This is a genomic window from Rhizomicrobium sp. (assembly GCF_056722145.1).
The window spans coordinates 1-13,791 of sequence record NZ_JBWZET010000236.1; the positions used below are offsets into that span (position 1 = coordinate 1).

The 13,791-nt window shown below is 62.9% G+C and carries 10 protein-coding genes; 6 read left to right on the forward strand and 4 right to left on the reverse strand.

All coding sequences use genetic code 11. The features are described from left to right. Positions 1-58: 58 nt before the first annotated feature. The 3 genes from AC1P6P_RS12740 to AC1P6P_RS12750 form a co-directional block, all read right to left on the reverse strand. A complete protein-coding gene (locus tag AC1P6P_RS12740) occupies positions 59-325 on the reverse strand; it encodes a hypothetical protein (protein ID WP_481402819.1) in 267 nt (88 codons plus the stop codon). Positions 326-736: 411 nt separating this feature from the next. Next, entirely contained in the window at positions 737-1,504 is a 768-nt protein-coding gene (locus AC1P6P_RS12745) for a PEP-CTERM sorting domain-containing protein (protein WP_481402828.1), read from the reverse strand. Between the two features lie 287 nt (positions 1,505-1,791). After that, positions 1,792-2,421, reverse strand: coding sequence for a hypothetical protein (locus AC1P6P_RS12750; RefSeq protein ID WP_481402820.1), 630 nt, complete (start codon positions 2,419-2,421; stop codon positions 1,792-1,794). 221 nt (positions 2,422-2,642) lie between these two features. Here AC1P6P_RS12750 and AC1P6P_RS12755 point away from each other — a divergent pair, with 221 nt between their 5' ends. From AC1P6P_RS12755 to AC1P6P_RS12765, 3 genes are read left to right on the forward strand one after another with little or no spacing between them, the layout of a single operon-like run. After that, positions 2,643-2,978 (forward strand): heavy metal-binding domain-containing protein, encoded by a 336-nt coding sequence (locus tag AC1P6P_RS12755; protein ID WP_481402821.1) that lies wholly within the window; start codon positions 2,643-2,645, stop codon positions 2,976-2,978. Next, on the forward strand, positions 2,968-3,288 hold the full coding sequence (locus tag AC1P6P_RS12760; RefSeq protein WP_481402822.1) for a hypothetical protein: 321 nt from the start codon (positions 2,968-2,970) through the stop codon (positions 3,286-3,288). Before AC1P6P_RS12755 ends, AC1P6P_RS12760 begins: the two co-directional genes overlap by 11 nt. A gap of 45 nt (positions 3,289-3,333) precedes the next feature. Further along, complete coding sequence (locus tag AC1P6P_RS12765; RefSeq protein ID WP_481402823.1) at positions 3,334-4,311, forward strand: complex I NDUFA9 subunit family protein; 978 nt, start codon at positions 3,334-3,336, stop codon at positions 4,309-4,311. 3 nt (positions 4,312-4,314) lie between these two features. Here the strand turns inward: AC1P6P_RS12765 and AC1P6P_RS12770 are convergent, their stop codons facing one another. Next, positions 4,315-5,124, reverse strand: a complete 810-nt coding sequence (locus AC1P6P_RS12770; RefSeq protein ID WP_481402824.1) for an undecaprenyl-diphosphate phosphatase — start codon at positions 5,122-5,124, stop codon at positions 4,315-4,317. A 126-nt stretch (positions 5,125-5,250) separates the two neighbouring features. Between AC1P6P_RS12770 and AC1P6P_RS12775 the strand changes: the two genes are divergently transcribed. The 3 genes from AC1P6P_RS12775 to gltB all read left to right on the forward strand — a co-directional run. Further along, the gene (locus AC1P6P_RS12775; RefSeq protein ID WP_481402825.1) at positions 5,251-7,266 is read left to right on the forward strand and encodes a S9 family peptidase; all 2,016 of its coding nucleotides are present in this window, start codon (positions 5,251-5,253) and stop codon (positions 7,264-7,266) included. A gap of 482 nt (positions 7,267-7,748) precedes the next feature. Beyond that, positions 7,749-9,182, forward strand: a complete 1,434-nt coding sequence (locus tag AC1P6P_RS12780; protein ID WP_481402826.1) for an NAD(P)-dependent oxidoreductase — start codon at positions 7,749-7,751, stop codon at positions 9,180-9,182. Between the two features lie 5 nt (positions 9,183-9,187). Continuing rightward, a partial coding sequence (gene gltB, locus AC1P6P_RS12785; protein WP_481402827.1) for a glutamate synthase large subunit occupies positions 9,188-13,791 on the forward strand: 4,604 nt, incomplete at its 3' end.

Genomic DNA, 13,791 nt, shown 5'->3' on the forward strand with positions numbered 1-13,791 from the left:
GATCAGCTTGCCAGTTCCCATCCATGGCCGGCCCTCCAAGAAGCCGACCTCCTATGAATCACTGAAATACTGATTCGGGAATCCCCTGGGCCCCATTCCTGCGTAAAATCTGCCAAAGTAGTGCTAGCACCTTCGTTGGCACCTGGGCGTTGGCGCAATGTTCAGCAGTGACCTTTACGGACCGCTGGACCAATCCCGGCCACTCGCGCTCGATCTGTTCCTGCCTCGCTTTGAATTCGGCCTCGTTGTACGGCGCAGAAGATGATGCAACAAAGGCGCAGCAGATCCACAATGCTGCGGCGATCGTGATGTTTCTCCAGATCAAAATGGCCCCCCATTAGCCGCCGGCGGCTTACGTCGGTTCAAGTTCTCCGATTATGAACCCGGGCCAAGGCGCATGAGTGCGTTGTATGGCCGCTCTTTGCTACTCAAATGGCAACTTCTGGCGCATTTTCCCCGTAGCTCGAAGGGCGGCTTCGGCCTCGCAACCGGACATCGGGGCGAGCAGGACTGGCGGCGCGGTTCGAGGCCGTGTTTGGTACTCGAACTTGAGGTGCGAAGTTGCGAGAGGTCCAAATAGGAGGTACAAGCAGCGCTTGGGTGAATGCGTTAAGCCGTTGAAATAACGCACAAATCGCTTCGGTGCCTCCCAATCCTCTTCTGGGCACCAAGTTCTTGGATTTCCAAGACAATTTGACTTGTCCGCGGCCTTGGGCCGGTGGGTTCGCTCGGCCGATCAGCCAACACGGCGCCGACAGACGGCGCGCAATCCAACGAGACCGAACCCGAACAGGACAAGCGACAGCGGTTCGGGCACCGCAGGTCCGTTGCCGACGCCGGGGCTGAACGCCAGCGCGTAGCCTGGATTGGCCGCCAGGAAGGCCGGATCGATCGTGAAGGTAGGGTCGGCATAGGCGCTGTCGCCGCCGAAAGCTTCGTGTGAATTGGCGGCTGCCGACATGCTGACCAGCAGCGGCGTATTTACCGGCACCATCACCTCGGTGTCGAAGTTCACCACGTCCGAACCGGACCTGCCCATGCCCAAGGTGACACCGCGCTCGGCTAATTCATCCAGATCGACTCCGCCGCCGCTCAGGTTGACCTCAGCCCAGGCACCGGCAAACGTGCCGTGCGAGATGGGCTGCGGTAAAAACGCGGCAACGGTCCCGCTGACGCGCAGCGGCACAAGCAAACTCGTCGCCGGCCCGTCGATCGCAATGTAGTAATCGAGATCGGCGCCCGCCGACGTGTCGTCCGGGAAGAGCCGAACGGTTGGAAGCGGCAGCATGTAATAGTTCGCCTCGGCGCGCACCACCGGGTGAGGCAAGGACGTGGCGCTGGCCGTTCCCCGGCCGTCGAAATCGACCGACACGGTCGGAAAGACACCGCACTGAGTGATTGGCGTTGCGACCGATTGGTCTCCAACATAAGCGCACAACGTTGCGGCAGGCAGGACCGGGCTGGCGACACAGGCACAAGCCATCGCGCCCATCGTCACGCCCATCGTACGCAACACTACCGTCGGATTTCGCATCATCGTTGTCCGGAGTCATCCCGCGACGAAACAAGCAAAAGCTGTACCGCAACACCGCGAGACGGCGGTTCAAGCACTTGGCTCCGGCACGACGGCGATTGCCGCCTGCTTGTGTAAGCGCGCTTGACAATTGTCCGCACGAGCGGAGCCAGAAATCGCCGTTCCGATTGTGATCGATCAGGGCCTATGCTGACGCGCCCATTTCCTGCGTGACAGTGGGACTGATCCTACATTGGCAAAGTGCCACGCCTGCCCGCTCACTCGGACGCAGCGGTCGCACAGGAAAAAGGTAGCCCCTTTTTGTTCAGCATGGCGTCGAGACAAATCTGGCCCATCAAGATCTTTTTCGCGTCGGCCGTAATGGCGTTCGAAAAACTGACGGCATACGTCTCGTCCGCAAGATCGGTTTCCTCGGTTGTCAGTTTTGCCTTGAATGTTCGGCGACTTGCGCCATTGAAAAGCAGATACCCCTTGATGCCACCCCCGCAATTGCGGGGCACGCAACCCGATATCAGCAGGTCGTAATCGTAGTCTCTGACTCGGATTGACATGTTGGTGGGACCCGAACTTCCGAATTCCGTTTCCGAAGCAGAAGTGACGGAGTCCCACACCTTTTTTAGCCGGTGCTTCTCGAAGGCGTATATTTCCGCCCTCCATCCCCCGTATTTTTTCGAGCTTATCCCGATGACGACGATATCAAACCGCCCGAATTGATCCTCGGCCATCACCACTGTCCGGAGTACGTCGATGGCGTTGAAGTCCTGTCGAACCACCCTTGTCAGCTTTGCGTAATCCTTAGCGGTAACGGAGGACAACGCTTCTGAGGGCGTGACCATTGAAACGAGCGAACAAAGCGCGACGAGACACACTTTCAAACGCGCACGCATTTACCCCCCCAACCCGACTAACCACTCCAAAAACGAAACGAGTGCCAATTTCCGGCCATCGCGCCGCGCGCCAAGGCCCTGGTATTCTACACGATTTTACCCCCCGCGCGCCATCACACGTCGCCCTCGCCCCTTGGGGCGGTGGATTGCTGACCTGGGGTGGGGAAAGCCTATATATAGGCGTGCGGGTCCGCGAATCTGCGGCCGCCAGGGAGGCTGCCATGCTTGTTGCCACAACCGAAACCGTGCCCGGGTACCGGCGGGTGAAGACATTGGGTCAGGTGTTCGGCGTTGTCGTCCGCTCGCGCGGGCTGGGCGGCAACATCATGGCGGGCTTGCGCTCGATCGTCGGCGGCGAAATCCACGAATACACCGCCCTCTTGGAAGAGGCCCGGCGCCAGGCGGTCGACCGGCTGGTCACCAACGCCACCGCGATGGGGGGCAACGCCGTCGTGATGATGCGGTTCGATTCGTCGGAGATCGGCGAGTATATGAGCGAGATCGTCGCCTACGGCACCGCCGTGGTGCTGGAACAGGAGCCGCCCCATGCTGCGTAATTTCCTGCTGGCGCTCGGCGGAGCGCTGTTCCTGACCGGCATTATGGGCCTGTTCGCCCAGGCCTGGGGGCCGGCCATCGTCCTGATGGTGTGGGGCGCGATCCTGACCGGCGGCATTCTTTACGAGCGCTACGCCTATAAGAAGATTGTCGACAAAATCCCCGAGGGCAAAGGCTGGACCCGCACCAATGAGCGCTTCGTCGATGACGGGCGCACGGTCACCGTGTACGTCAAGCCGCTGACCGGCGAACGCGCCTATGTCGCCGAAAACCTCGCCGCCGTCGCGCCGCCGCCGACCGTTGAAGGTTGAGGCCCCGCGTGGCATAGAATGGGTCTAATTCAAGAGTATCCGGTCATGCCCAACGATCTGGTCACGGTTTTCGGCGCTTCGGGGTTTGTCGGCCGCCATGTCGTGCGCGCCCTCGCCGCTGAGGGGTTTCGCGTTCGCGCCCTGTGCCGCAAGCCGAACCTCGCCAATTTCCTGCTGCCGGCGGGCCATGTCGGGCAGATCCAGCTCCTGAAAGGCAATATCAACAACGAGGAAGACATTGCGCGGGCGCTGGAGGGCGCGGGCGCGGTGGTCAATGCCGCCGGCGTGCTGTTCGGCCATGGCCTGCAAGGTCTGGAGGCGATCAACACCGATGCGCCGGGGCGGATTGCGCGGGCGGCGCTGGCGGCCGGGGTGGACACGCTGGTGCACATCTCGGCGATCGGCGCCGATACCGAGGCGATGAGCGAATATGCCCGCACCAAGGGCCTCGGCGAGCGGGCGGTGCGCGATGGTTTTCCGCGCGCGGTCATCCTGCGCCCGTCGCTGGTGTTCGGGCCGGAGGATCGTTTCTTCAACCGCTTTGCCGCGCTCGCCCGCTTCCTGCCGGCGCTGCCCTTGATCGGCGGCGGCAAGACGCGGTTCCAGCCGGTGTTCGTCGGCGACGTGGCGGCGGCAGTCGCGCACGCGCTCGAGAAGCCGGCGATGGCGGGGCGCACTTACCAGCTCGGCGGACCGAAGATCTATTCCTTCCGCCAACTGATGGAGTTCATTCTCGCCGAGACCGGCCGCAAGCGGCTTCTGGTGCCGCTGCCGTTCTGGCTGGCGGCGATCGAAGGCTTCTTCCTGCAACTGCCGAGCTTCGTGCTGCCGTTCCTCAAGCCGCTGCTCACCGTCGATCAGGTACGGCTGCTCAAGTCCGACAACGTCGTGCAGGAGGGCGCCTTCACGCTCGACGATCTCGACATCGCCCCGGCGGCGGTGGAAGCGATCGTGCCGGGCTATCTGTGGCGCTTCCACCCCAAGGGCCAGTTCCGCGACGAGCAACGCATCGCCGCGGAGTAGGACCTATTTCAGGAAAACGAACGCCAGCAGCGCTGCGCCAGTGACGATGCGGTACCAGCCGAACGGTGCCAGACCGTATTTTCCGATGAAGGCGATGAAGGCCCTGACCACGAAATAGGCGACCACAAACGCCACCACGAAGCCGACCGCGATGTTGGTCGTGTCGGACGCCGACAGCGAGTGCCATTCCTTATAAAGGTCGTAGACCGTGGCGCCGAACATCGTCGGGATGGCGAGATAGAAGGTGAAGGCCGCGCCCGCCTTGCGATCGACGCCGAGCATTTCGCCGCCGAGGATGGTGGCGCCGGAGCGCGACACGCCGGGGATCATCGCGAGGCACTGGCAAAGCCCGATCTGAAACGCTTTGGCGAGCGGCAGCCGGTCGCCGTCGGTGTAGCGCGGGCGCGGTGCCATGCGCTCCAAGACCAGAATGATCACGCCGCCGATCAGCCAGCAGGCGCCGATGAACGGCATCGCGACGCTGGGCTGCAAAAGATAGGCCTTCAGGTATTTGAACACGGTGGCGCCGAGCACGGCCGCCGGCAGGAACGCGACCAGCACGTTGATCGCGAACTGGCGCGCAGCGGGCGAGGACGGCAGGCCGACCAGCACGCCCCAGAACTTGCGCCAATACACCGCCACCACCGACAGGATGGCGCCGAACTGGATTACAATCGTGAAAGCTTCCCATTTGTCGTCGGGCAAGCCCAAAAGCTTCTCGCCGACCAGGAGATGCCCCGTTGAGGAGACCGGCAGGAATTCCGTAAGCCCCTCAATAATCCCAAGAATTATTGCATTCAGAATGTCGTGCATGAAATTCCCCACGATTTGCGGCGGGACACCTATCACAGCCTCGCCGGGCGGGCCATGCTGACGACGCGACTTGAACCGCGACCGGAAGTACCCACCTAAAGGCGGTTCCATACCCTGGAGGGATTCATGAAATCATTGCTTGTCGCGGCCCTGGCGTTTGCCGCAGCGTTCACCACCGCGGCTGAGGCCGTGGACACGAGCACACCTCTGATTGCGCGCGAAAAGCTGTTCGGCAATCCAACCAAATCGTTCGGGCGGCTCAGCCCCGACGGCAAATGGCTGGCCTTCATCGCGCCGCGCGACGGCGTCTTGAACATCTTCGTGGCGCCGGTCAGCGCACCCGATCAGGCAAAGCCCCTTACCGCCGAAAAGACCCGGCCGATCCGCGGCTATTTCTGGGCGCCGGATTCGCAATCGATCCTCTACGTCAACGACAAGGGCGGCGACGAGAACTTCCTGCTCTACGGCGTCAACGTCACCACCGGCGAGCAGAAGACTCTGACCCCGTTCGAGAAGACGCGGGTGGAGGTGCTCGCCGTTTCCAATCAGGTCAAGGATCACATTCTGATCGGCCTCAACAACCGCGATCCCCGCTTCCACGACGTCTATGCGCTGAGCCTCAAGGACGGCGCGCTGACCAAGGTGCTGCAGAACGACGGCGGCTATGCCGGTTTCCTGGCTGACGACAATCTCGTGCTGCGCGGCGCGGGGCGTCCCAATGCGGCCGGCGGCAGCGATTTCTTCCGCGTCAGCAACAACAAGGTCGACGACAAGCCGTTTGCGTCGACCGGTCTCGAAGACGCACTGACGACCTCCCCGGCCGGATTCACCACCGACGGCAAGACACTCTACTGGATCGACAGCCGCGGTCGCGACAAGGCGGCGCTGATCGCCCAGGACGTCGCCAGCGGCGGGATGACGGTCGTCGCCGAAAGCGACAAGGCCGATATCGGCGGCGCGCTCGCCAATCCCAAGACCGGCAAGGTGGAAGCCTTTGCGGTCACCTATCTCACCACCGAATGGACCGCGATCGATCCGGCGGTGAAAGGCGATCTCGATTTCCTGCAGTCGAAGCTGAAGGGTGACATCCAAGTGTCGTCGCGCACCTATGCCGACGATCTGTGGACGGTGGGTGTCGATACCGTGACGGCTCCGCCGGCGGTTTATCTCTACGACCGCAAAGCCAAGACGCTGAAGCAGCTCTGGGTGTCGCGCCCGGAACTGTCGGGCCTGCCGCTGTCGGCCATGCATCCGGTCGAGATCAAGACCCGCGATGGCCTCACCGAAACCGCCTATCTCACCCTGCCCGCCGGCAGCGATACGAAAACCGCAGGCGTGCCCGACAAGCCGGTGCCGCTGGTGCTGTTCGTTCATGGCGGACCGTGGGCGCGCGACGGCTACGGCTTCAATCCGTATCACCAATGGCTGGCCAATCGCGGCTATGCGGTGCTGAGCGTCAACTATCGCGGCTCGACCGGATTCGGGAAATCCTACATCTCGGCGGGCGACCTTCAGTGGGGCGCCAAGATGCACGACGATCTGATCGACGCCGTGAACTGGGCGATCAAACAGGGCATCACCACCAAGGACAAGGTCGCCATCATGGGTGGGTCCTACGGCGGCTATGCCACGTTGGCGGGCCTCACCTTCACGCCCGACACCTTCGCTTGCGGCGTCGATATCGTCGGCCCGTCCAATCTGGCGACGCTGTTGAAGACCATCCCGGCGTATTGGGAGCCGATCAAGCTGCAGTTCTACAAGCGCATGGGCGATCCCACCACGCCGGTCGGCCAGCAGTTGCTGCATGACCGCTCGCCGCTGTTCAAGGCGGACGCGATCAAAAAGCCGCTCTTGATCGGCCAAGGCGCCAACGATCCACGCGTCAATCAGGCCGAGTCGGACCAGATCGTGAAGGTGATGGCGGACAAGAACCTGCCCGTCACCTACGTGCTGTTCCCCGACGAAGGCCATGGCTTCGCGCGCCCGGCCAACAACATCGCCTTCAATGCGGTGGCCGAGCAGTTCCTGGCGAAGTACCTCGGCGGCCGTGCCGAGCCGATCGGCGACGCCATCAAACAGTCCACCGCCAAGGTCCCCCACGGCGCCCAATACGTGCCGGGATTGCCGGAAGCGGTGAAGTAGGAAGCGAAACTTTCCTCCCCCGCGGATCACCAACCCCCGAACGGGGGCTCGTTGGTTAAATAGCGGGGGAGGTGGCCGCCAGGCCGGAGGGGGGACCAACTCGGCGCCAAAATTTTTTCGTCCGATGCCGGCCTTGTTGCGATGCAATCGCAACATGCGACACCCGCAGATCGCGCGTAAGTGGTTGGGAGACTTCGGATTCCCGTTAAACGCGCCGAGTCAAAAAACTCCCTTGACGTTTGCGGAGGAATTCCCTATTTGTTCTACATCCCAACATTTGTAGACGGACCGATCCACCGGCAACGGGGGCAGCGGTTTTTGTGGCCTTCCTGGCGTAAGACAGTGATACTGTCGTTTTATGCTCGGCACTTGCGCAAAATAGTGCCGCAAAACGCGCCGCTTCGAAATTATTGGTATGAATAGCTGTCCTAATCGGCGAAAATCCCTGGACTCCTTCAGGGTTTCCCATCAAATCCCCAACCATGGTCGAGAAAATGCTGAAATTCGTCAGCCTGGGGCGAGACATGCCGGGCAAGCGCCAAGCCGCGGAACGGACCCGCGACTTCCGAGAGGTTTATGCTGAGTTCGCCGCCGCCAAGGCTGCCGAGCAGGCCTCGCGCTGTTCCCAGTGCGGCGTGCCCTTCTGTCAGGTGCACTGCCCGCTCTCGAACAACATCCCCGACTGGCTGAAGCTGACGGCGGAAGGCCGGCTTGAGGAAGCGCACGAGGTCAGTCAGGCGACCAACAATTTTCCGGAAATCTGCGGCCGCATCTGCCCGCAGGACCGGCTGTGCGAAGGCTCCTGCGTCATCGAACAATCCGGCCACGGCACCGTCACCATCGGCGCGGTCGAGAAATACATCAACGACACCGCCTGGGAGAACGGCTGGGTCAAGCCGCTGACCCCGGCGCGCGAAAAGAGCCAGTCGATCGGCATCATCGGGGCCGGCCCCGCCGGCCTCGCCTGCGCCGAACAGCTGCGCAAGAAGGGATACAAGGTCACCGTCTACGATCGCCACGACCGCGCCGGCGGCCTCCTCGTCTACGGCATTCCCGGGTTCAAGCTCGACAAGGACGTCGTCGCCCGCCGGGTCAAGCGGCTGGAAGACGGCGGCATCGTCTTCAAGCTGAACTTCGAAGTCGGCCGCGATGCCTCGCTCGACAAGCTGCGCGAGAAGCACGACGCCATCTTCATCGCCACCGGCGTCTATCGCGCTCGCGAGATCGAGGTGCCGGGGGCGAACCTCGGCGCCATCGTGCCGGCGCTCGATTTCCTCATAGCCGCCAACAAAAAAGGCTTCGGCGATGCGGTGCCGGAGTTCGACAGCGGCAAGCTGAACGCGGCCGGCAAAGACGTCGCCGTGATCGGTGGCGGCGACACCGCGATGGACTGCGTCCGCACCGCGCTGCGCCAGGGCGCGCTGTCGGTGTCGTGCCTTTATCGCCGCGACAAGGACAACATGCCGGGCAGTTTGCGCGAAGTCGCCAACGCCGAGGAGGAAGGCGTCAAATTCGAATGGCTGACGCTGCCGAAAGCGTTCCTCGGCATGGACAACGTCGAAGGCGTCCGCATTGCACGCCAGCGGCTCGGGCCACCCGACGCCTCGGGGCGCAAATCGCCGGAAGAAATCAAGGGGGCCGATTTCGTCTTGAAGGCCGATCTCGTCATCAAGGCGCTCGGCTTCGATCCGGAATATCTGCCGATGAAATTCGCCGCCTCCAAGCTGACAGTGTCGAAGTGGGGAACGGTGCGCGTGCGCCCTTCCACCATGATGACCGACATCTCCGGCGTCTTTGCCGGGGGCGATATCGTGCGCGGCGCCAGCCTCGTCGTCTGGGCGATCAAAGACGGCCGCGATGCGGCAGCGGCGATCCACACCTGGCTGGCTGCGCGCCTGCCCCAAGCGGCGGAGTAAGGCCGATGGCCAACGAAATGGAACAGAAAATGTCATCCCCGGCCGAGTGCATCGAGCAGCGCGAAGATGCGCGAGGGGAAGGGGACCCAGGTATCGAAGCCGCTGCGGTGTTTCAAAACGAGCTCAATTCCCGGCCTCTTCTTTCCAAATCGTCTTACTGTCGGAACCTGGGTCCCCTTCCCTTCGCATCCGCGCTAACGCGCGTCTGCTCAGCCGGGGATGACAATATTGGTGGGACTGGTGAAGACGAAATCACCCGCTACCTCGCCAACGCCGCCAAGCTCGAAGCCGCTCATGCCTATTCGCCCGACCAGGAGCACGATGCCTGTGGCGTCGGCCTGATCGCCGCCATCGACGGCGTGCCGCGGCGCGAAGTTGTGACCCGTGCGATCGAAGCCTTGAAGGCCGTGTGGCACCGCGGGGCCGTCGATGCCGATGGCAAGACCGGCGACGGCGCCGGCATTCACATCCAGGTGCCGCAGGAATTCTTCCGTGCCCAGGTGCAGCAGACCGGCCACAAGCAGCGCTCAGGCCGCATCGCCGTCGGCCAGATTTTCCTGCCGCGCACCGACTACAATGCGCAGGAGACCTGCCGCACCATCGTCGAAAGCGAAATCCTGCGCTCCGGCTTCTATCTTTACGGCTGGCGGCAGGTGCCGGTGAATCTCTCCATCATCGGCGAGAAAGCCAACGCCACCCGCCCCGAAATCGAACAGGTGATGTTCGATACCGGCGGCAACGAGGATTTGGAGGAACTCGACCGCAAGCTCTATCTCTGCCGCCGCCGCATCGAGCAGGCGGTGCGGGCCGCCGCGATTGCCGATTTCTATGTCTGTTCGCTGTCGACGCGCTCCTTGATCTACAAGGGCATGTTCCTGGCCGAGCAGCTCGCCAATTTCTATCCCGACCTCACGGACGAGCGTTTCATCTCGGCGTTCGCGATTTTCCATCAGCGCTATTCGACCAACACCTTCCCGACCTGGCGCTTGGCGCAGCCGTTCCGCATGCTGGCGCACAATGGCGAGATCAATACGCTGAAGGGCAACGTCAACTGGATGAAGAACCACGAGGTCAAGATGGCCTCGGATTTGTTCGGTGAGGCTGCCGCCGACATCAAGCCGATCATCCAGCCGGGCGGATCGGATTCCGCCGCGCTCGACAGCGTGTTCGAGGTGCTGGTCCGCGCCGGCCGCACCGCGCCGCTGGCGAAAACCATCCTGGTGCCGGAAGCGTGGTCGAAACAGGCTTCCACCATGCCGGAAGCCCATCGCGCCATGTACTCCTACGCCAATTCGGTGATGGAGCCGTGGGACGGCCCTGCCGCGCTCGCCGCCACCGATGGGCGCTGGGTGATTGCCGGCATGGACCGCAACGGCCTCAGGCCGATGCGATATGCCTTGACCGACGACGGGCTTCTGGTGGTCGGCTCCGAAACCGGCATGAATGCGCTCGACGACAACCACGTCACCCGCAAGGGCCGGCTCGGTCCGGGCCAGATGATCGCGCTCGATCTTGGCGATGGTGCCTTCTACGAAGACCGCGCCATCAAGGACAAGCTCGCGGCGCAATATCCTTACGAGGAATGGACGCGCCGCATCGTCGATCTGGTGCCGATCATCGGACCGGGCCCCGAACCGTTGATGTTCGATGCCGAAACGCGTCGCCGCCGCCAGATCGCTGCCGGCTACACCATGGAAGACATGGAAGCGGTGCTGCATCCGATGGTGGAGGACGCCAAAGAGCCAATCGGTTCGATGGGCGACGACACCCCGCTCGCCGTGCTGTCGGAAAAATACCGGCCGCTGTCGCATTACTTCCGGCAGAATTTCAGCCAAGTGACCAATCCGCCGATCGATCCTTTGCGCGAAGAGCGGGTGATGAGCCTGAAAACGCGTTTCCGCAATCTCGGCAACGTGCTGGTGCAGGACGAAAAGCAAGCCGAGGTGTTCGTGCTGGAAAGTCCGGTGATCTCCACTGGCATGTTCCTGCGCATGAAGGAACACCTGGAGGGCCGGTTCTTCGAGATCGACTGCACCTTCCCGCTCGCCGAAGGCGGTGCCGGGTTGCAAGGCGCGGTGGAACGCATCCGCGCCGAAGCCGAAGATGCGGTGGCGCAAGGCTATGGCCACCTCATTCTCACCGACGAGCGCATTTCCGACGAACTCGCGGCGGTGCCGATGATCCTGGCCACCGGCGCGGTGCATTCGCATCTCGTCCGCCGCGGGCTACGTACCTATACCTCGATCAACGTCCGTTCGGCCGAGTGTCTCGACACCCATTACTTCGCGGTGCTGATCGGCGTCGGCGCCACCACCGTCAACGCTTATCTGGCGCAGGAATGCATCGCCGACCGCCACGCGCGCGGGCTTTATGGCAACCGACCGCTGGGCGACTGCGTCAAGCGCTATCTCGACAGCGTTTCGGCGGGGCTGCTGAAAATCATGTCGAAGATGGGCATCAGTGTGATCTCGTCCTATCGCGGCGCCTACAATTTCGAAGCCGTTGGTCTGTCGCGGTCGATGGTCGCCGATATCTTCCCCGGCATGCCCAGCCGCATTTCCGGCATCGGCATTCCCGGCATCGCCAAGAAGATCGCCAAGCGCCACGCCAAGGCGATGGACGAGGAAGCCGGCACGCTGTCGATCGGCGGTTTCTACAAGGCGCGCACCGGTGGCGAAACCCATGCGCATAAAGGCGACCTGATCCATCTGTTGCAGAGCGCGGTCGCGACCGAGAACTATGCCGTCTACAAGCGCTATTCGGACGGCGTGCGTGCCATGCCGCCGATAACCTTGCGCCACCTGATGGACTTTCGGCCCACCGGCAACACGGTCGCGCTGGAAGAAGTGGAGTCGATCACCGAAATCAGGAAGCGCTTCGTCACCCCCGGCATGAGCCTGGGCGCGCTGTCGCCCGAAGCGCACGAGGCGCTCAACATCGCGATGAACCGCATCGGCGCCAAGTCGGATTCCGGCGAAGGCGGCGAAGACCCGGCGCGCTATCATCCGAAATCGAACGGCGACAACGGCAACTCGGCGATCAAGCAGGTGGCGTCGGGCCGCTTCGGCGTCACCGCGGAATACCTCAACCAGTGCCGCGAACTGGAAATCAAGGTCGCGCAAGGGGCCAAGCCCGGCGAAGGCGGCCAGTTGCCCGGCTTCAAGGTCACCGAGATGATCGCGCGCCTCAGGCATTCGACGCCCGGCGTGATGCTGATCAGTCCGCCGCCGCACCACGACATCTATTCAATCGAGGATCTGGCACAACTCATCTACGACCTCAAGCAGATCAACCCGGAGGCGCGCGTTTGCGTCAAGCTGGTGGCGCAGACCGGCATCGGCACCGTTGCGGCCGGCGTCGCCAAGGCCAAGGCCGACGTGATCCTGATCTCGGGCCACAACGGCGGCACCGGCGCCTCGCCGCAATCGTCGATCAAATATGCCGGCGTGCCGTGGGAGATGGGGCTCACCGAAGCCAACCAGATCCTGACGCTGAACAACCTTCGCCATCGCGTGACGCTGCGCACCGACGGCGGACTTCGCACCGGCCGCGACATCGTCATGGCGGCGATGATGGGCGCCGAGGAATTCGGCATCGGCACCGCAGCGCTGGTCGCCATGGGCTGCATCATGGTGCGCCAGTGCCATTCCAACACCTGCCCGGTCGGCGTCTGCACCCAAAACGAAAAGCTGCGCGAGAAATTCACCGGCACGCCGGACAAGGTCATCAACCTGTTCAGTTTCATCGCCGAAGAAGTGCGCGAAATCCTGGCGAGTCTCGGTTTCCGCAAGCTGGAAGAGGTGATCGGGCGCACCGATTTGCTCAGCCAGATCAGCCGCGGCGCCGAGGAACTCGACGACCTCGACCTCAATCCGCTGCTGGTGCAGGCCGATCCCGGCAACTATGCGCGCTATTCGACCCAGAAGGGCCGCAACGAAGTGCCCGACACGCTCGATGCGCAGATCGTCAAGGACGCCGCGCCGCTCTTGGAACACGGCGAGAAGATGCAGCTCACCTACACGGTTCGCAACACGCTGCGAACCATCGGAACTCGCACCTCATCGCACATCGTGCGCAAGTGGGGCATGACGGGCCTGAAGCCCAATCACCTCACCTTGAAGCTGCGCGGCTCTTGCGGCCAATCACTGGGGGCCTTCGCCGTCCAGGGCATTCGCATTGAGGTGTTCGGCGATGCCAACGACTATGTCGGCAAGGGCCTTTCCGGCGCCACGATCGCGATCCGGCCGCTGACCTCGGTGAAGTTCGTGCCGCGCGACAACACCATCATCGGCAACACGGTGCTTTACGGCGCCACCGCCGGCAAGCTGTTCGCGGCGGGTCAGGCGGGCGAGCGTTTTGCGGTGCGCAATTCCGGTGCCACCGCTGTGGTGGAAGGCTGCGGCTCCAACGGCTGCGAATACATGACCGGCGGCCTGGTCGCGATCCTCGGTCCCGTCGGCGATAACTTCGCGGCCGGCATGACCGGCGGCATGGCCTTTGTCTACGACGCCGACGGCCTTTTCGCCGAGCACGTCAATCCCGACAGCGTCGTTTTCCAGCGGCCGCAAACCGCGCATTGGCAAGGCGTGCTGCGCTATCTCATCGCCGA

Coding starts and splice junctions, on each gene's coding strand:
- AC1P6P_RS12745 (WP_481402828.1), bottom strand. CDS start 1,504: ATGGGCGTGACGATGGGCGCGATGGCTTGTGCCTGTGTCGCCAGCCCG.
- AC1P6P_RS12750 (WP_481402820.1), bottom strand. CDS start 2,421: ATGCGTGCGCGTTTGAAAGTGTGTCTCGTCGCGCTTTGTTCGCTCGTT.
- AC1P6P_RS12755 (WP_481402821.1), top strand. CDS start 2,643: ATGCTTGTTGCCACAACCGAAACCGTGCCCGGGTACCGGCGGGTGAAG.
- AC1P6P_RS12760 (WP_481402822.1), top strand. CDS start 2,968: ATGCTGCGTAATTTCCTGCTGGCGCTCGGCGGAGCGCTGTTCCTGACC.
- AC1P6P_RS12765 (WP_481402823.1), top strand. CDS start 3,334: ATGCCCAACGATCTGGTCACGGTTTTCGGCGCTTCGGGGTTTGTCGGC.
- AC1P6P_RS12770 (WP_481402824.1), bottom strand. CDS start 5,124: ATGCACGACATTCTGAATGCAATAATTCTTGGGATTATTGAGGGGCTT.
- AC1P6P_RS12775 (WP_481402825.1), top strand. CDS start 5,251: ATGAAATCATTGCTTGTCGCGGCCCTGGCGTTTGCCGCAGCGTTCACC.
- AC1P6P_RS12780 (WP_481402826.1), top strand. CDS start 7,749: ATGGTCGAGAAAATGCTGAAATTCGTCAGCCTGGGGCGAGACATGCCG.